Raw genomic sequence first — 17,739 nt, 5'->3', positions numbered from 1 at the left:
GTATCAACAAAGGCTGGCGATAATAGCAGACCAGACCTTTGCTGAACACCAATCACCCTAATACCCCTGATACATTTCATCAATCGGCCTGGCGACGCAGGAATGCCGGGATGTCCAGATAATCCAGATCATCGTGCGGATTCAGTTTCGCCGCGGTCGCAGCACTGGCCTGAGCCTGGTTGCGCATCACGGTTGGACGGTCCAGATCGCGGTAGTTGACCGACGGCATTTCCTGACGGGCAGGTGCCGGCGATTGAGCTGCCATGGAGGTATGAACGGTATTATCGATAAGTTTAACAGGCTTCTCGATTTTTGCGCCCAGACCCGTGGCTACCACTGTCACGTGCAACTCGTCGCGCATGTCCGGATCGATAACAGTACCGACCTTGACCATTGCGTGCTCGGAAGCGAAGGCTTCGATGATGCTACCCACGTCGGAGTACTCACCCAGGGACAGGTCAGGACCGGCGGTGATATTCACCAGGATACCGCGTGCACCTTGCAGGTTCACGTCTTCGAGCAACGGGTTGCGGATCGCCGCTTCAGTGGCTTCACGTGCACGGTTCGGACCGCTGGCGCAGCCAGTGCCCATCATCGCCATGCCCATTTCGCTCATCACGGTACGCACGTCGGCAAAGTCGACGTTGATCATGCCCGGACGCTTGATGATGTCGGAGATACCGCGAACGGCACCCGCCAGCACGTCGTCAGCCTTGGCAAAAGCCGACAGAAGGCTCGCGTCCTTGCCAAGAATGGTCAGCAGCTTCTCGTTGGGAATGGTGATCAACGAGTCGACGCTTTCGGAGAGCAGACGGATGCCTTCATCGGCGATCTGCATGCGCTTTCGGCCTTCGAACGGGAACGGACGGGTCACCACCGCAACGGTGAGGATCCCCATTTCCTTGGCCACTTCGGCAATGATTGGCGCAGCACCGGTACCGGTACCGCCGCCCATGCCGGTGGTGATAAACACCATGTTGGTGCCCTGCAGCACTTCGGCAATGCGCTCGCGGTCTTCCAGAGCGGCCTGACGACCGACTTCCGGATTTGCGCCAGCACCCAGGCCCTTGGTCACGCCAGTGCCCAGTTGCAGGATGGTTCGTGCGCCGATGCTTTTCAGCGCCTGGGCATCAGTGTTGGCGCAGATGAATTCCACACCTTCAATGTTGCTCTTGACCATATGGTTGACAGCGTTGCCGCCGCCACCGCCGACACCGATAACTTTGATTACCGGGCTTGCGGGGATGTTGTCTACGAGTTCGAACATTTTCCCTCTCCTTACATTTCTCTAGTTTTTCGCCTACTGCTTTTTGCTGCTGCCTACCGCTTGTTGCTTGCTGCCTGCCGCTTTTTACTTGCTGCTTGCCGCTTGAAACTTGTCACTGCTCTCTTGCGGTAAATCTTTAGAAATTGCCCTGAACCCAGCTCTTGAAACGATCGAACAGCGGGGTCTTGGCCTCTTCACTGCTGTAGCTGTCGCGGTTGCTGCTGATTCCGGAAAAGGAAACACCGCCGTCGGACTGTTTTTGCAGTCCATACATCAGCAAGCCCACACCAGTGGAATAAATCGGGTTGCGCACGACATCGTCGAGGCCTTTGACGCCATGGGGTACGCCGAGGCGGACCGGCATGTGGAAAATCTCTTCAGCCAGTTCCACCGCGCCTTCCATCTTCGAAGTACCGCCGGTCAGCACGATGCCGGCCGGAATCAGGTCTTCGTAGCCGCTGCGACGCAGTTCGGCCTGGATCAGCGTGAACAGCTCGTCGTAACGCGGCTCGACCACTTCGGCCAGGGCCTGACGGGACAGTTCGCGCGGCGGACGGTCACCGACGCTCGGGACCTTGATGGTTTCACCGGCACCGGCCAGCTTGGCCAGGGCGCAGGCGTAGCGAATCTTGATTTCTTCGGCGTACTGGGTCGGAGTGCGCAACGCCATGGCGATGTCGTTGGTCACTTGATCACCGGCTATCGGGATGACCGCGGTATGGCGAATCGCGCCTTCGGTGAAGATCGCGATGTCGGTGGTGCCGCCTCCGATGTCCACCAGGCACACACCCAGCTCTTTCTCGTCATCGGTCAGCACCGAATAAGCCGAGGCCAGCTGCTCGAGAATGATGTCGTCGATTTCCAGACCGCAGCGGCGCACGCATTTTTCAATGTTCTGTGCGGCGTTCACAGCGCAGGTGACCACATGGACCTTGGCTTCCAGACGCACGCCCGACATACCCAGGGGTTCGCGCACACCTTCCTGGTTATCGATCACGTAGTCCTGCGGCAGGGTGTGCAGCACGCGCTGGTCGGCCGGAATCGCCACGGCCTGGGCCGCGTCGAGTACCCGCTCCAGATCCGCAGCGCTGACTTCGCGGTCACGAATCGCCACGATGCCGTGGGAGTTCAGGCTGCGGATATGATTACCCGCCACGCCGACGAATGCCGAGTGAATACGGCAACCGGCCATCAGCTGCGCTTCTTCAATGGCGCGCTGGATCGACTGCACGGTGGATTCGATATTCACCACCACGCCCTTCTTCAGGCCACGGGATGGATGAGTGCCGATACCGACGATTTCCAGGGTGCCATCGGCCCCCACCTCGCCCACCAGTGCGACCACCTTGGAGGTGCCGATATCCAGACCGACGATCATTTTCCCGCTTTGCACGTTTGCCATGGTCCTGCCTCTCTTAATTCTTCGCGACAGCGGGTGCGGCTGTCGTCGGCGCTACAGGTTCCCGCCAGCCGACGGCGAGGCCGTTGGCATAACGCAGGTCGATGCGCGCAATGTTCGTAATCTGTTCTTTAAGCGTCTTGTCGTAGATGGCAATGAAGCGGCGCATCTTTTCCACCAGGTAACCGCGACCCAACAACAACTCGATCCCCGGGCCGGCGCTTCCTGCACCAGTGGTCAGAAACCAGCTGCCACGTTCACGCAACTCCAGACGGGCAATCGAAAAGCCCATCGGCCGGAGCATCTGACTCAACACCTGATACTGCTGCATCACTTGCTGTTGAGCCCGCTGTGGGCCGAACAACTGTGGCAAATGTTCGTAGTTCGCCAGTTCACGCGGGGTGAACGCTTCGCCCTGGTTGTTCAACAGCGCTTCGTCACCCCAACGGGCTACTGGCAGCTGCTCTTCCAGGCGAATCACCACTTGATCAGGCCAGACGCGACGCACTTCGGCGTGAGCGATCCATGGCATTTTTTCAAGCTCGGTACGCATGCTTGCCAGATCAATGGTGAAGAAGCTCGAGGCAACGTAAGGGGCGATTCGCTGCTGCACGGCTTGCTGGCTGATGTAACTCAAATCGCCCTGGACATTGATTTTGGTGATCGGCCGGTCGGCGTACGGCAGCAAACGCTGCGCGCCTTCGTAGGTGCAGAATCCCAGCGCCACCAGCAGCACCGGCCAGAACAGGCTTTTCAGAAAGCCGAAATTGGCTTTCGGCAGGCGCGACGACATCGGCTCTTTGGCCACCATTCGGCTGGCACCACGCGGCACCGGCTTGCGGCCGGGAGCGGGTGACTGATGACGTAGCGATGCGCCTTGCATGGACTTAACCTCGTGGCTCTTTGTTGCTGGCGGCGTTACTGGCCATACTTGCCGCCAGGATTGCCAACACCAGTTGCTGGAAATCCAGGCCGGCGGCACGAGCCGCCATCGGGACCAGACTGTGGTCGGTCATGCCCGGTGTGGTGTTGACTTCCAGGAACCAGAACTGCCCATCGGCGTCCTGCATCACGTCAGCCCTGCCCCAACCGGCAATACCCAGCGCCTCACAGGCTTTGGCCGTGAGGTCCATCAGTTGTTTTTCTTTGTCGCTGTCGAGGCCACACGGAATCCGGTACTGGGTATCGGAAGCCACGTACTTGGCGTCGTAATCGTAGAAACTGTGGGTCGTGCCCAGGGCAATCGGTGGCAACACCTGGTCACGCAGAGTGGCGATGGTGAACTCCGGACCTTGAATCCATTGCTCGACCAACACTTGCGAATCGTAGGTACTGGCCGTTTTCCAGGCGTCGATCAATTCCGACGCGCTGGTCACTTTGGCCATACCAATACTTGAACCTTCATGGGCCGGTTTGACGATCAAAGGCATGCCCAGTTCCGTCGCCGCAGAAATACAATCGGCTTCGCTGCTCAGTACTGCATGACGCGGTGTTGGAATGCCCAGGCTGTGCCAGACCTGCTTGGTCCGCAGCTTGTCCATGGCCAGCGCCGAGGCGAGGATTCCGCTGCCGGTGTAAGGAATGCCCAGGCATTCCAGCAGGCCCTGCATGCTGCCGTCTTCACCGCCACGACCGTGGAGGATGATGAAGGCGCGGTCGATCTTCTCGTTCAGCAGGCGCTGCAGCAAATCGTCGCCGACGTCGAGGCCGAAGGCATCCACGCCGGCGCTCAGCAGCGCGTCGAGCACGGCATTGCCGGACTTCAGCGAAACCTCACGCTCGGCGCTCTTGCCGCCGAACAGCACGGCGACGCGACCGAAGTCTTTCGGCTCGATTGTCGAGACCAGGTTGGCATAGGCAGCAGTCATTTCACTTTCCCCGGAGCGGGAGCGGCAACGGCACCCGCAAACAACGGACTGTTCAATAGTTTTGGCGCGAGACCACCGATGTCACCGGCGCCCTGGCACAGCAGGATGTCGCCGGCACGCAGCAGCGGCTTGACCAGCGGCGCCAGTTCGACGCCACGCTCGATGTAGATCGGGTCGAGCTGGCCGCGTTGGCGGATGCTGTGGCACAGCTGACGGCTGTCCGCGCCCGGGATCGGTTCTTCACCGGCCGGGTAGACTTCCATCAGCAGCAGGACGTTGGCATCGGCCAGCACTTGCACGAAGTCGTCGTACAGGTCACGGGTGCGACTGAAACGGTGCGGCTGGTAAACCATCACCAGACGCCGGTCCGGCCAGCCACCGCGTACCGCTTTGATCACGGCCGCGACTTCGGTCGGGTGGTGACCGTAATCATCGACCAGCATTACGCTGCCGCCATCGATCGGCAGTTCGCCGTAGACCTGGAAGCGTCGACCGACACCCTGGAAGCCCGACAGCCCCTGAACGATGGCTTCATCGCTGATGCCCTCGTCGGTGGCAATGGCGATAGTCGCCAGGGAGTTCAGGACGTTGTGGTTGCCCGGCATGTTCACCGAGACATCCAGCGGCTCACGATCAGGACGCAGCACGGTGAAGAAGGTCAGCATGCCTTGCTGGCGCACATTGATCGCACGCACGTCGGCTTCTTCGCTGAAGCCATAAGTCAGGGTTGGCCGAGCGATCAACGGGAGGATCTCACGGACCACCGGATCGTCCAGGCAGACCACCGCCAACCCGTAGAACGGCAGGTTGTGCAGGAACTCGACGAAGGTTTTCTTCAGTTTGTTGAAGTCACCGTCGTAGGTCGCCATGTGGTCGGCGTCGATGTTGGTGACGACCGCGACCAGTGGCTGCAAGTGCAGGAAGCTGGCGTCGCTTTCATCGGCTTCGGCGATCAGGTATCTGCTCGTACCCAGCTGTGCATTGGTGCCTGCTGCATTCAGCCGGCCACCAATGACAAAGGTCGGATCCAGGCCACCGGCGGCGAACACCGAGGCGATCAGGCTGGTGGTGGTGGTTTTGCCGTGGGTACCGGCAACCGCGATGCCATGGCGATAGCGCATCAGCTCGGCGAGCATTTCCGCGCGCGGCACCACCGGAATCCGCCGTTCCAGGGCAATGGCGACTTCCGGGTTGGAGGTGTTCACTGCACTGGAAACCACCAGCACATTGGCATTCACGGCGTTCTCGGCACGGTGGCCGATAAAGATCTGCGCACCGAAAGATTCGAGACGTTCGGTCACAGGCGAGGCCTTGAGGTCGGAGCCCGAGACGTCATAGCCCAGGTTCAGCAACACTTCGGCGATCCCGCACATGCCCACACCGCCGATACCGACGAAGTGGATGCGACGGATACGGCGCATTTCCGGTTGTGGCATGGCTTTCTTATTCTCAACCATGGGCCACCTCCAGACAGATATCGACCACGTTACGGGTGGCATCGGGTTTGGCCAGGCGGCGAGCCGCGGTGGCCATAGCGTTGAGTCGTTCCGGTTGCATCAATACCTCTGTCAGGCGTGCAGCGAGATCCGCTGCGCCAGTCGTTCTTTGCGGCATCAGGAAGGCAGCGCCTTCGCGGGCCAAATAATCGGCATTGCGGGTCTGGTGATCGTCGATTGCATGGGGCAAAGGCACCAGCAACGAGGGCAGACCGGCGGCAGCCAGTTCACTGACAGTCAGCGCACCTGCGCGACAGACCACCAGGTCGGCCCAGCCATAGGCTTGGGCCATGTCTTTGATAAACGGCTGCACTTGCGCCTCGACGCCAGCGGCGCGATAGCGCTCGGCAGTCACTTCATCGTGGTTTTTACCGGCCTGATGAAATACCTGCGGACGCAGCTCGGGGGAGACCTGCGCCAGGGCTTCAGGCAGCAATTTATTCAAGGGTTCTGCCCCCAGGCTTCCGCCCAGGATCAGCAAATGCGCCTTGCGTCCGGCCAGGGCCTGACGCGGTGTCGCGAGGAACAGCTCGGTACGCACCGGGTTACCGGTTGTACGCCGGCTGTTCGATGCCCCGAAGGTATCCGGGAAAGCTTCGCAGACTCGGGCAGCCAAGGGCACCAGCAGCCGATTGGCGGTACCGGCCACGGCATTCTGTTCGTGAACGATCACCGGTACGCCGGACAGTTTTGCCGCAACACCACCGGGGCCGGTCACATAACCGCCAAATCCGACGACGCAAACCGGCTGCAACTGACGAATGATCTTGCGTGCCTGCAACACCGCCTTGAGCAACACGAATGGCGCCTTGAGCAGGGACAACTTGCTCTTGCCGCGCAGGCCGCTGACGTTGATCAGATGCAACTGCAGGCCCGCGTTCGGCACCAATTCATTTTCAATTCCGCGAGGCGTGCCAAGCCAGTGCACGGTGTAGCCACGCGCCTGGAACTCGCGCGCACAGGCCAGCGCCGGGAACACGTGCCCGCCGGTGCCGCCAGCCATGATCAGCACGTTAGCGCCCATGAGTCGGCTCCTCGGCGAAGTCGCTCTCTTTGAATTCCATCTCTTCGCTGCCCAAGTGGGTTCGACTCTCCCATTCGATGCGCAGCAACAAACCGAGGCAGGCGCAGCAGATCACCAGCGAGCTGCCGCCGTAGCTGAGGAACGGCAAGGTCAGGCCTTTGGTCGGCAGCAGGCCGACGTTCACCCCGATGTTGATCAGGAACTGACCAATCCACAGGAACGCCAGCCCATAGGCGACGTAAGCGGCAAAGAATTGCTTGGATTTTTCTGCCCACAAGCCGATGTACATGGCCCGCACGCAGACGAACACGAACAGCCCGACGGTGAGCAGCGAGCCGACCATGCCGAGTTCTTCGGCCAGCACCGAGAACACGAAGTCGGTATGCGCTTCGGGCAGGTAGAACTGTTTCTGCACGCTGTTGCCCAGGCCGACGCCCAGCCATTCACCGCGACCGAAGGCGATCAGTGCCTGGGTCAATTGATAACCGGAGCCGAACTGGTCGGCCCACGGGTCGGTAAACGTAATCAGACGCGCCATACGGTAGGGTTGGGCCTGAACCAGAACCGTCACCGCGCCCACTGCCAGGGCCACCATCAAGGTGAAGCGGAACAGGCCGACGCCGCCGAGGAACAGCATGGCCGCCGCAGCGCCCATCATCACCACGGTGGCACCGAAGTCCGGCTCCATCAGCAACAGACCCGCCATGGGCAACAGCACGATGAATGGCTTGAAGAAACCCATCCAGCTTTCGCGCACTTCTTTCTGACGCCGCACCAGATAACCGGCCAGGTAGATGACCACGAACACCTTGGCGATTTCCGACGGCTGCACGTTGAAGAAGCTGAAGCCGATCCAGCGCATCGAACCGTTCACTTCGCGGCCGATACCCGGCAGCAGCACCATCACCAGCAAACCGAACGCACCGATCAGCATCAGCCAGCCCAGGCGCTGCCAGGTGGCAATCGGAATCATCATGGTCACCAGGCAGGCGCCGAGACCGATGATCAGGTAAATCAGGTGGCGCATCATGTGGTACAGGGTGTTGCCGGACTGCACCGCGGCGACTTCCGAGGACGCCGAAGTGATCATTACCAGGCCCAGGCCGAGCAGGGCCAGGCAACCGGCAAGCATCGGGAAGTCGAGATCGATACCGCGCCCGGTGATCAGCGGCGATGGATACGGCTTGATGATGTTACTGAAGATCATTTCAAGCCCTCCACGGCCTGGGCGAACAACTGCCCACGCTCTTCGTAGTTCTTGAACATGTCGAAACTGGCGCAGGCCGGCGACAGCAACACCGCGTCGCCCTTTTCTGCGATCGAGCGGCATTGTTCCACCGCTTCGATCAGCGAGTTGACACGAATCAGCGGCACGGCATCGCCGATGGCCTGGCCGATCAGCTCGGAGTCCCGACCCATCAACACCACGGCGCGGCAGTTGGCCGCGACCGGACCGCGCAAGTCCTTGAACTCCGCGCCCTTGCCATCGCCACCGGCAATCAGCACCAGCTTGCCGTCGATGTCCGCACCCAGGCCTTCGATGGCGGCCAGTGCGGCGCCGACGTTGGTGGCTTTGGAATCGTTGTAGTAGCTCACGCCGTTCAAGTCGCGAACCCATTGGCAGCGATGTTCGAGTCCGGCGAAGGTGCGCAGGCTCGAGAGCATGGCGTCGAACGGCAGACCAACGGCGTGACCCAAAGCCAATGCCGCCAGGGCATTGGACTGGTTATGGGCGCCGCGAATTTTCAGCTCGCGCACCGGCATCAGGTTCTGGAATTCGAAGGCCAGGTATTTCTCGCCGTCTTCTTCCCGTATCCCGAACGCCTTGAAATCGGGTTTGCTCAAACCGAAGGTCCAGCACGGCTGACCTTCGCCAATCAACGGACGACTCAGGGCGTCCTGACGGTTGACCACAAACTGTCTGGCGCCACGGAAGATCCGGTGTTTGGCCAGGTGATAGGCCGGCAGACCGCTGTAGCGGTCCATGTGGTCTTCGCTGATGTTCAACACGGTGGCCACTTCAGCACCCAGGTGATCGGTGGTTTCCAGCTGGAAGCTCGACAGTTCCATCACGTACAGCTCGACGTCGTCGCTGAGCAGGTCCAGCGCTGGCGTACCGAGATTACCGCCGACCGCGACGCGCTTACCGGCCGCTGCCGCCATCTCGCCGACCAAGGTCGTCACGGTGCTTTTCGCGTTGGAGCCACTGATGGCGACAATCGGCGCTTTCGCGTTACGCGCGAACAGCTCGATGTCGCCGGACAATTTCACTCCACGGGCGGCGGCAGCCTGCAGGGCCGGGGTCGCCAGGGCCAGGCCGGGGCTCACGTAGAGCTCGTCGGCACGGCACAGGAACTCGACGTCCAGCTCGCCACAACGCACTTCCACGTGCGGATAGTCACGCCTTAGCGTGGCCAGCTCCGGTGGATTTTCCCGCGTATCGGCCACAGCAAACGACACGCCCCGGTTCGCCAGGAAGCGAACCAGGGACATGCCGCTCTTGCCGAGGCCGACAACGATGCGGAAGTGGTCAGAAGCGATCAGAGACACTCGTTCTACCTCAGCTTCAGGGTGGCAAGGCCGACCAGAACCAGAATCACCGTGATAATCCAGAAACGGACGATCACGCGCGGCTCGGGCCAGCCCTTGAGTTCAAAGTGGTGGTGTATCGGTGCCATGCGGAACACCCGGCGACCGGTCAGTTTGAAAGACGCGACCTGAATGACCACCGACAGGGTCTCCATCACGAACACCCCGCCCATGATGAACAGGACGATTTCCTGACGGACGATCACCGCAATGGTGCCCAGGGCCGCGCCCAGCGCCAGTGCGCCAACGTCGCCCATGAAGACTTGTGCCGGGTAGGTGTTGAACCAGAGAAAACCCAGGCCGGCACCGATCAGCGCGCCGCAGAACACAATCAATTCACCCGCGCCCGGCACATAAGGAATCAGCAGGTATTCGGCGAACTTCACGTTACCCGACAGGTAGCAGAAGATCCCCAGTCCACCGCCGACCATGACCGTCGGCATGATTGCCAGGCCATCGAGACCGTCGGTCAGGTTGACCGCGTTGCTCGAACCGACAATGACGAAATAGGTCAGCACCACGAAGCCCACGCCCAGCGGAACGGTCACGTCTTTGAGCATTGGCAGGATCAGCGTGGTTTCAACCGCGCTTGGCGCGGTCATATAAAGGAAGATCGCCGCACCGAGACCAAACACCGACTGCCAGAAATACTTCCAGCGGCTTGGCAGCCCACGGGAGTTCTTCTCGATCACCTTGCGATAGTCGTCGACCCAGCCGATAGCGCCGAACAACAGGGTCACCAGTAGCACTACCCAGACATAACGGTTGCTCAGGTCCGCCCACAGCAACGTGCTGATGCCGATCGCCGAAAGAATCAGCGCGCCGCCCATGGTCGGCGTACCGGATTTGGACAAATGCGATTGCGGTCCGTCGTTACGCACCGACTGACCGATCTGGCGACTCTGCAAGGTGCGGATCATCCATGGCCCCAGGCACAGCGACAACGACAGCGCGGTCAGCACACCGAGGATCCCGCGCAGGGTCAGGTACTGGAAGACCGCGAAGCCTTTGTGGAACTGTTGTAGGTACTCCGCCAGCAGCAGCAGCATTAATGTTTCTCCAGACTGGTCGCGCAGAAAGCCGCAACGATGTTTTCCATCGCTGCGCTGCGCGAGCCTTTGATCAAAATAGTGGTATTAGGGTCTTGCTCGGCACCCAGGGCCTCGATCAGTTCAGCCTGAGTGGTGAAGTGATATGCCTGTGGGCCGAAAGCTTTCACTGCGTGAACCATCATGGGTCCGACCGCATAGAGTGCAGAAACCTTGCCGGCGGCATAAGCACCCACGTCACGGTGCCCCTGCTCCGCCCACTCGCCCAACTCGCCAATATCCCCGAGCACCAGGACGGTGCGACCGGAAAAGCCGGCAAGTATATCAACCGCGGCGCACATAGAGGTGGGGTTCGCGTTGTAAGTGTCATCGATCACGCGCATGCCATTGCTCGCCAGTTGCGCGACAGTCCGACCCTTGACCGGCTGCACCGCGCCCAGGCCACTGGCAATGCCAGACAGCGAGACACCCAGTGCATGAGCCGCAGCCGCCGCGGCCAGCGCATTGGCGACGTTGTGGCTGCCGAGCAGATTCAACTGCACCCGCGCCACACCCTGCGGGCTGTGCAGGTTGAACGCCAGGCAACCGCGTGCATCGCGATCCAGATCAGTTGCATGGAAGTCGGCAGCGCTATTGTTCAGGGCGAAACTCAGCACCTGACGACCGCCAGCGCGGGTCTTCCAGATGGCGAAAGCCTTGTCGTCGAGATTGAGCACGGCGACGCCATCGGCCTCCAGCCCTTCCAGGATCTCGCCCTTGGCTTCGACGATTTTTTCCGGACCGCCAAACTCACCGACATGGGCGGTCCCGGCGTTGTTGATCACGGCCACGTGGGGCTTGGTCATGCCCACGGTATAGGCAATCTCGCCGATTCGCGAAGCACCCAGTTCGATCACCGCCGCGGTGTGTTCCGGGGCCAGTTCGAGCAAGGTCAGCGGCACGCCGAGGTCATTATTCAAGTTGCCACGGGTCGCCAGCACAGGGCCGCGCGTACGCAGGATGCTCGCGAGCATTTCCTTGACCGTGGTCTTGCCGCTGGAGCCGGTGATGGCCGCGAGCGGATTGCTGTACGCAGCTCGATTCAACGCACCGAGTTCACCCAAGGCCTGACGGGTGTCCTTCACCAGCAATTGCGGCAGAGCCGAATCGGCCACTTCACGTTCTACCAGTGCGCCGACCGCGCCTTTGGTGGCAACCTCATTCAGATAGTCATGGCCATCGAAACGCGGACCGCTCAACGCGATAAACAGTTGCCCCGGTTTAATCGCGCGGCTGTCGATGCTGACGCCGTCGAAGCTGCAATCGCCAGCGATCAGGCGACCGGCCAAAGGCCCGCTCAACTCGCTCAATTTGAGAGCTTTAAGCATGGGCCACCTCCCATGCGGTCAAGGCTCTGTCGGCCTCGACCAGATCCGAGAAGTCAAGGCGCTGACCGTGGATTTCCTGATAGTCCTCATGACCTTTGCCGGCCAGGACGATCACGTCGTCGGCCGAAGCGCTGGCAATCAGTTGGGCAATGGCCTGGCCGCGACCGGCGACAAAATTGACTTTATCCACAGCACTGAAGCCGGCGCGGATATCGTCGAAAATCTGCGTCGGGTCTTCGCTGCGCGGGTTGTCGTCGGTGACCAGCACACCGTCAGCCAGACGCTCGACCACTTCGGCCATCAGCGGACGCTTGCCGCGATCACGATCACCACCGCAACCGAACAGGCAGAGCAACTTACCCTTGGCATGCGGACGCAGAGCGGTCAGGACTTGTTCCAGTGCATCCGGGGTGTGGGCGTAGTCGACCACCACCAGCGGTTGCGTACCGCCGCCCAGACGCTGCATGCGACCGGCCGGGCCTTCGAGTTTCGGCAGCACCCGCAGAATCTCGTCCAGCGCGTAGTCCAGGCCCAGCAAGGCGCCGACCGCCGCCAGCACGTTGCTGAGGTTGAAACGACCCAGCAAGGTGCTGCGTAAATGATGTTCGCCCTGGGGCGTGACCAGGGTGGCGCGTACGCCCTCGTCATCGAACTGCGCTTCACGGCAATACAGGTAGGCGCTGGAATCTTCCAGGCTGTAGCTGATCAGTCTTGACTCACGTTTTTCAGCGGCCAGCTGCCGACCGAAATCGTCGTCGAGGTTGATCACCCGGCAGCTCAGGTCAGCCCAGTCGAACAACTTAGCCTTGGCGTCGGCGTAAGCCTCCATGGTCCCGTGATAATCCAGGTGATCGCGGGACAGGTTGGTCATGACCGCCACATCGAACGCCAGCGCGGTGACGCGACCTTGATCCAGGCCGTGAGAGGAGACTTCCATCGCCACGGCTTTGGCGCCGGCCTTTTTCAGGTCGGCCAGGGTCGCCTGCACGGCGATCGGGTTAGGCGTGGTGTGCAGGCCGCTTTGCAGCGCGCCATAAAAGCCGCTGCCCAGAGTACCGACGATGCCGCAATGCTGGCCGAGCAGGTCCAGCGCCTGGGCGATCAATTGGGTCACGCTGGTTTTGCCGTTGGTGCCGGTGACCCCGATCATATTCAGGTGCCGGCTCGGATCACCGTAAAAACGACCGGCGATATCCGACAACTGCGCCGCCAGGCCTTTGACCGGAATCAGTGGCACATCGGTGATAGGCAGAACGGTAGCGCCTTCAACTTCATAGGCCACCGCCGCCGCGCCGCGCTGCAAAGCATCGGTGATATGCGTACGACCATCCACCTTGCCGCCCGGAACCGCGAGAAACAGGTCACCGGCACGTACATTGCGGCTATCGAGCGTCAGCTCGCGAATCAACAGATCACGGCCAGCGTGGGCGAAAATCTTGTTCAGGCTAAGAGACATCAGCCGCGCCCTCCATTAGCTTTGACTAAATTGCCGGGTGTGGCATTGGCTTGTTCCACGGGTGGCAGGTTGTCCGGGGTGATATTCATCAGGCGCAGGGTGCCGGACATCACTTTGCTGAACACCGGTGCCGAAACCAGGCCACCGTAGTAGCCGGCCTTGCTCGGCTCATCGATCACCACCACGATCGCGTAACGCGGGTCGTCCATGGGACCGAAACCGGCGAACAGCGAGCGATAGGAATTTTCGGCATAGCCTTTGGTGCCTACCGACGTCTTGCGTGCGGTACCACTCTTGCCAGCCACGTGATACGCCGGCACCTGTGCGCGGAACACGCCGCGCGGTGCTTCGATCACTTGCTGCAACATGCCTTGCATGGTTTTGGCGACATGCTCGGAAATCACCTGGGTGGTTTGCGCAGGCTTATCGGATTTGATCAGGGTCAGGGGTGCGATCCGGCCATGGTTGGCCAACGCCGAGAAGGCATGGACCAGCTGAATGGCGGTGACCGACAAACCGTAGCCGTAGGACAGCGTGGCCGTTTCGGCCTTGCGCCATTCGCGGTAGTTCGGCAGGTTGCCGACGCGCTCGCCCGGGAAAGCCAGACCGGTGTCCTGGCCCAGGCCAACTTTCTGCATCAAGCGGTAGATGTTTTCACCACCGACATCGAAGGCAACCTTGCTCATGCCGACGTTACTGGAATTGATCAGAATCCCGGTCAGGTCGAGCACCGGCCCTTCGGTCCTGGAAACGTCACGAATGGTGTATCGGCCGATCTGCAAAGTGCCCGGATACACCTCGACGGTGTCGCTCGGCTTCCAGCGCCCGGTTTCCAGGGCGGCACTCATGGAAATCGCCTTCATGGTCGAACCTGGCTCGAACACGTCGATCATGGCGCGGTTACGCATCGCCGCCGGTTGCAGGTTGCGACGGTTATTCGGGTTGTAGGTCGGCTGGTTGACCATGGCCAGGATCTCGCCGGTCTTCACGTCCATGATCACCAGACTGCCGGCCTTGGCACCGTTTTCGACGATGGCATTGCGCAGTTCGCGGTTGGCCAGATATTGCAGGCGCAGATCAATGGACAACGCCAAGGGCTTGCCGGCCTTGGCGTTTTTGGTGACCTGGACATCCTTGATCAACCTGCCTCGTCGATCCTTGATGACTTGTCGCTTGCCGGGCACTCCGGCCAACCACTCATCGTAGGCCAGTTCGACCCCTTCGCGTCCGCGGTCATCGATATCGGTGAAGCCCACCATATGCGCGGTCACTTCACCGGCCGGGTAGAAGCGTCGGAACTCTTCGATGCCGTAGACACCCGGCACTTTCAGATCGAGCACCAACTGGCCTTGCTCCGGGGTCAAGCCGCGTACCAGGTAGATGAATTCTTTAGTGGCCTGAGCCTCGAGACGCTCGGTCAGCACTTTAGTGTCTTGCCCAAGCGCGGCGGCCAACGCCGGCCACTTGTCCTTGGCCTGCTGCATTTCCCTGGCGTTGCCCCACAAGGTGGTCACCGGGGTGCTGACAGCCAACGGCTCGCCATTCCGATCGGTAATCAAGCCGCGGTGTGCAGGGATAGGAATATGCCGAACGCTGCGGGCGTCGCCCTGACCTTTGAGGAAGGCCCTGTCCACGACCTGCAAGTCGATGATGCGCCAGGCGATCGCACCCACCATCAATGCCAGCAAACCCAGCACCAGACGGAAACGCCAAGGATAAAGGGCGCCTTCGAGTTTCATCATGGCGCCACCATCCGAACTTCAGCCGCGCCAGGAATGCGCATCTTCAGTTGCTCGGTCGCCAGCACTTCGATTCGGCTGTGGGCAGTCCAGGTACTCTGCTCGAGAATCAACCGGCCCCACTCGGCTTGCGTCTTGTCACGCACACTCAACTCACCGTACAGGGTATTGAGCAGCTGCCGGTTCCAGTGGGCGCTGTATGACACCGCGATCGCGGAAACCAGCACTCCAATAAACAGGAGCAGCATGAAAAAGCTCCCGCCCGGAAGTGGTTTGGCGAAGAGCTTGCTCACCGCAGCTTCTCCGCCACACGCATGACGGCGCTACGCGAACGTGGATTGGCCTTGAGTTCGGCTTCGGAGGCAAACTGCGCCTTGCCGTGAACCTTGATTTTCGGAACGAAGGCTTCGAAGCGCACGGGCAGGTTGCGCGGCAGGTTGTCGCTCTCACCTTTGACCAGGCGACGCATGAACAACTTGACGATGCGGTCTTCCAGCGAATGGAAGCTGATGACCACCAGGCGGCCGCCCACTTCAAGGGCTTGCAGCGCGGCTTCGAGGCCGGTTTCCAGATCGCCCAATTCGTTATTGACGTGAATGCGCAAACCCTGGAAAGCCCGGGTCGCCGGGTGCTTGCCCTTTTCCCAGGCCGGTTTGGCAACTTTCAGGACTTCGGCCAGATCGCCGGTGCGCTCGAACGGTTTGATTACACGGCGCTCGACGACCGCTCGGGCCATGCGCCCGGAGAAGCGTTCCTCGCCGTACTCCTTGAACACCCGGGCGATTTCTTCCGCGGGAGCCGTGGCGATGAATTCGGCAGCACTGACCCCGCGGCTCGGGTCCATGCGCATATCCAGCGGGCCATCATTCATGAAACTGAAGCCGCGCTCCGGATCATCGAGCTGCGGCGAGGATACGCCCAGGTCGAGCAGAACACCGTTGATCTTGCCGGCCAGGCCGCGTTCGGCGATTTCCGAACCCAGCTCGGCAAAGCTGCGCTGCACAATGACAAAGCGGCCGTCTTCGGCCGCTAGCGCTTGCCCGGTGGCAATCGCTTGAGGATCCTTGTCGAACCCCAGCACCCGACCATCGGGCCCGAGCTGGCTGAGTATCAGGCGACTGTGTCCGCCGCGTCCGAACGTTCCGTCCAGATAGCAGCCATCAGCGCGTACGGCGAGAGCCTCCACGGCTTCGTCAAGCAGTACGGTGATGTGGTTAAAGCCGCTATCAATAGTCACAGGATCAAATCACGCAGTTCATCAGGCATGGCGCCCGGTTGTTGAAGAGCAGCCAGGTCCGCAGCAGAAACTGCGTCCCAGGCATCCTCGTCCCATAATTGGAACTTGTTCAGTTGGCCGACCAGCATCGCGTGCTTATCGAGTTTTGCGTACTCGCGCAGACGTGGCGGAACCAGAAAACGACCACTACCATCGAGCTCGAGGTCGACGGCATTGCCGATCAGTAAACGTTGCAAACGACGGTTTTCTTCGCGTAGCGAAGGCAGTGCGCGTAGCTTGGTTTCAATCAACTCCCACTCATCGAGGGGATAAACACATAAACAAGGGTCAACGGCATCAATGGTGACAATTAATTGGCCAGCACTGCGCGAAACCAGCTCGTCACGATACCGGCTCGGCATGGCAAGCCGACCCTTTGCATCGAGGCTGATAGCGTTAGCTCCGCGAAACACTTCTGCGTTTCTCCAAATTTTAGCGTTTTTCGTTCAAAAAACCCACTTCATGCCACTTTTCGCCACTTGTGCACACTATAGGAATGCGCCCACCGCACCGTCAAGGCGCGGTTTCAACGAAAAGCCTTACAGAACTGAGATTTAGGAGACTCTAAAGAGGGAGTAACAAGAATTTGGCGGATGATTCGAATCGCGAACTTCAACCGAACCAGGAAGCTACGATCAGAAGTTAATGTAATTTATTAAGAGTAAGATTTTTTCGGTCTTATAAAAGCGCTTCTGCCATTGATTTCAGCAGGGAGGGAAATCGCCAAAACTAGCCCCCCGCTGTCAACGATTCAAGCAGGGAGATAGCGGTATTGCAACGCCCTGTCGTCAGCGACCGGGCGGGAGGGAAAAAGGTGGAGAGTCGATCTGTAAGCCGGGTTCTGTCGAGGACAGTCATTCGTCTACGATGGCCATCACTGGACATCTTTAGCAACCTACCCGGTTCCAGCGCGGGCCACGCCTTGGAGCCCTATTTGGTCTTGCTCCGAGTGGGGTTTACCTAGCCACGAACTGTTGCCAGTCGTGCGGTGCGCTCTTACCGCACCTTTTCACCCTTACCGGCACCGAAGTGCTTAGGCGGTTATTTTCTGTGGCACTTTCCGTAGGCTCACGCCTCCCAGGCATTACCTGGCACTCCGCCCTATGGAGCCCGGACTTTCCTCCCCCCTCTAATTTTCATAGAAGGCAGCGACTGTCCAATCGACTCTCCGCGGCGAAGATTAACGGCAGAACCGTCGAAGAACAAGCG

General features: G+C 60.3%; 15 protein-coding genes and 1 other RNA gene. All 16 read right to left on the bottom strand.

The window, feature by feature from the left end; genetic code table 11:
• Positions 1–79 precede the first annotated feature (79 nt).
• The 16 genes from ftsZ to rnpB all read right to left on the bottom strand — a co-directional run bounded on the left by ftsZ (position 80) and on the right by rnpB (position 17,698).
• Positions 80–1,267, bottom strand: a complete 1,188-nt coding sequence (gene ftsZ / locus F8N21_RS09520; RefSeq protein ID WP_150641886.1) for a cell division protein FtsZ — start codon at positions 1,265–1,267, stop codon at positions 80–82.
• Between the two features lie 136 nt (positions 1,268–1,403).
• A complete protein-coding gene (gene ftsA / locus F8N21_RS09515) occupies positions 1,404–2,669 on the bottom strand; it encodes a cell division protein FtsA (RefSeq protein WP_150641885.1) in 1,266 nt (421 codons plus the stop codon).
• Between the two features lie 13 nt (positions 2,670–2,682).
• Positions 2,683–3,549: a cell division protein FtsQ/DivIB gene (locus tag F8N21_RS09510; protein ID WP_150641884.1), complete on the bottom strand. Its 867-nt coding sequence runs from the start codon at positions 3,547–3,549 to the stop codon at positions 2,683–2,685.
• Between the two features lie 4 nt (positions 3,550–3,553).
• On the bottom strand, positions 3,554–4,534 hold the full coding sequence (locus tag F8N21_RS09505) for a D-alanine--D-alanine ligase (protein ID WP_150641883.1): 981 nt from the start codon (positions 4,532–4,534) through the stop codon (positions 3,554–3,556).
• Positions 4,531–5,991: a UDP-N-acetylmuramate--L-alanine ligase gene (gene murC / locus F8N21_RS09500; RefSeq protein WP_150641882.1), complete on the bottom strand. Its 1,461-nt coding sequence runs from the start codon at positions 5,989–5,991 to the stop codon at positions 4,531–4,533. Before murC ends, F8N21_RS09505 begins: the two co-directional genes overlap by 4 nt.
• Positions 5,984–7,054: an undecaprenyldiphospho-muramoylpentapeptide beta-N-acetylglucosaminyltransferase gene (murG, locus tag F8N21_RS09495; protein WP_150641881.1), complete on the bottom strand. Its 1,071-nt coding sequence runs from the start codon at positions 7,052–7,054 to the stop codon at positions 5,984–5,986. The genes murC and murG overlap by 8 nt, the downstream gene beginning before the upstream one ends.
• On the bottom strand, positions 7,044–8,261 hold the full coding sequence (ftsW, locus tag F8N21_RS09490) for a putative lipid II flippase FtsW (protein WP_150641880.1): 1,218 nt from the start codon (positions 8,259–8,261) through the stop codon (positions 7,044–7,046). The genes murG and ftsW overlap by 11 nt, the downstream gene beginning before the upstream one ends.
• Positions 8,258–9,604: a UDP-N-acetylmuramoyl-L-alanine--D-glutamate ligase gene (murD, locus tag F8N21_RS09485; protein WP_150641879.1), complete on the bottom strand. Its 1,347-nt coding sequence runs from the start codon at positions 9,602–9,604 to the stop codon at positions 8,258–8,260. Before murD ends, ftsW begins: the two co-directional genes overlap by 4 nt.
• Before the next feature lie 5 nt (positions 9,605–9,609).
• Positions 9,610–10,692: a phospho-N-acetylmuramoyl-pentapeptide-transferase gene (mraY, locus tag F8N21_RS09480; RefSeq protein WP_150641878.1), complete on the bottom strand. Its 1,083-nt coding sequence runs from the start codon at positions 10,690–10,692 to the stop codon at positions 9,610–9,612.
• On the bottom strand, positions 10,692–12,059 hold the full coding sequence (locus F8N21_RS09475; protein ID WP_150641877.1) for a UDP-N-acetylmuramoyl-tripeptide--D-alanyl-D-alanine ligase: 1,368 nt from the start codon (positions 12,057–12,059) through the stop codon (positions 10,692–10,694). The genes mraY and F8N21_RS09475 overlap by 1 nt, the downstream gene beginning before the upstream one ends.
• Positions 12,052–13,515, bottom strand: coding sequence for a UDP-N-acetylmuramoyl-L-alanyl-D-glutamate--2,6-diaminopimelate ligase (locus F8N21_RS09470; protein ID WP_150641876.1), 1,464 nt, complete (start codon positions 13,513–13,515; stop codon positions 12,052–12,054). The genes F8N21_RS09475 and F8N21_RS09470 overlap by 8 nt, the downstream gene beginning before the upstream one ends.
• Positions 13,515–15,254: a peptidoglycan D,D-transpeptidase FtsI family protein gene (locus tag F8N21_RS09465; protein WP_191624267.1), complete on the bottom strand. Its 1,740-nt coding sequence runs from the start codon at positions 15,252–15,254 to the stop codon at positions 13,515–13,517. The genes F8N21_RS09470 and F8N21_RS09465 overlap by 1 nt, the downstream gene beginning before the upstream one ends.
• A complete protein-coding gene (gene ftsL, locus F8N21_RS09460; RefSeq protein ID WP_150641874.1) occupies positions 15,254–15,547 on the bottom strand; it encodes a cell division protein FtsL in 294 nt (97 codons plus the stop codon). The genes F8N21_RS09465 and ftsL overlap by 1 nt, the downstream gene beginning before the upstream one ends.
• On the bottom strand, positions 15,544–16,491 hold the full coding sequence (gene rsmH / locus F8N21_RS09455; RefSeq protein WP_412071627.1) for a 16S rRNA (cytosine(1402)-N(4))-methyltransferase RsmH: 948 nt from the start codon (positions 16,489–16,491) through the stop codon (positions 15,544–15,546). Before rsmH ends, ftsL begins: the two co-directional genes overlap by 4 nt.
• Positions 16,488–16,943, bottom strand: a complete 456-nt coding sequence (mraZ, locus tag F8N21_RS09450; RefSeq protein ID WP_150641873.1) for a division/cell wall cluster transcriptional repressor MraZ — start codon at positions 16,941–16,943, stop codon at positions 16,488–16,490. Before mraZ ends, rsmH begins: the two co-directional genes overlap by 4 nt.
• A gap of 401 nt (positions 16,944–17,344) precedes the next feature.
• An RNA gene (gene rnpB, locus F8N21_RS09445) (RNase P RNA component class A) lies at positions 17,345–17,698 on the bottom strand.
• Positions 17,699–17,739: the final 41 nt, after the last annotated feature.

The organism is Pseudomonas fluorescens (genome assembly GCF_902497895.1).
Classification (GTDB): Bacteria; Pseudomonadota; Gammaproteobacteria; order Pseudomonadales; family Pseudomonadaceae; genus Aquipseudomonas; species Aquipseudomonas fluorescens_BP.
Note: the sequence above shows the minus strand (reverse complement) of the source record. Positions and strands in the feature narration are given on the sequence as shown.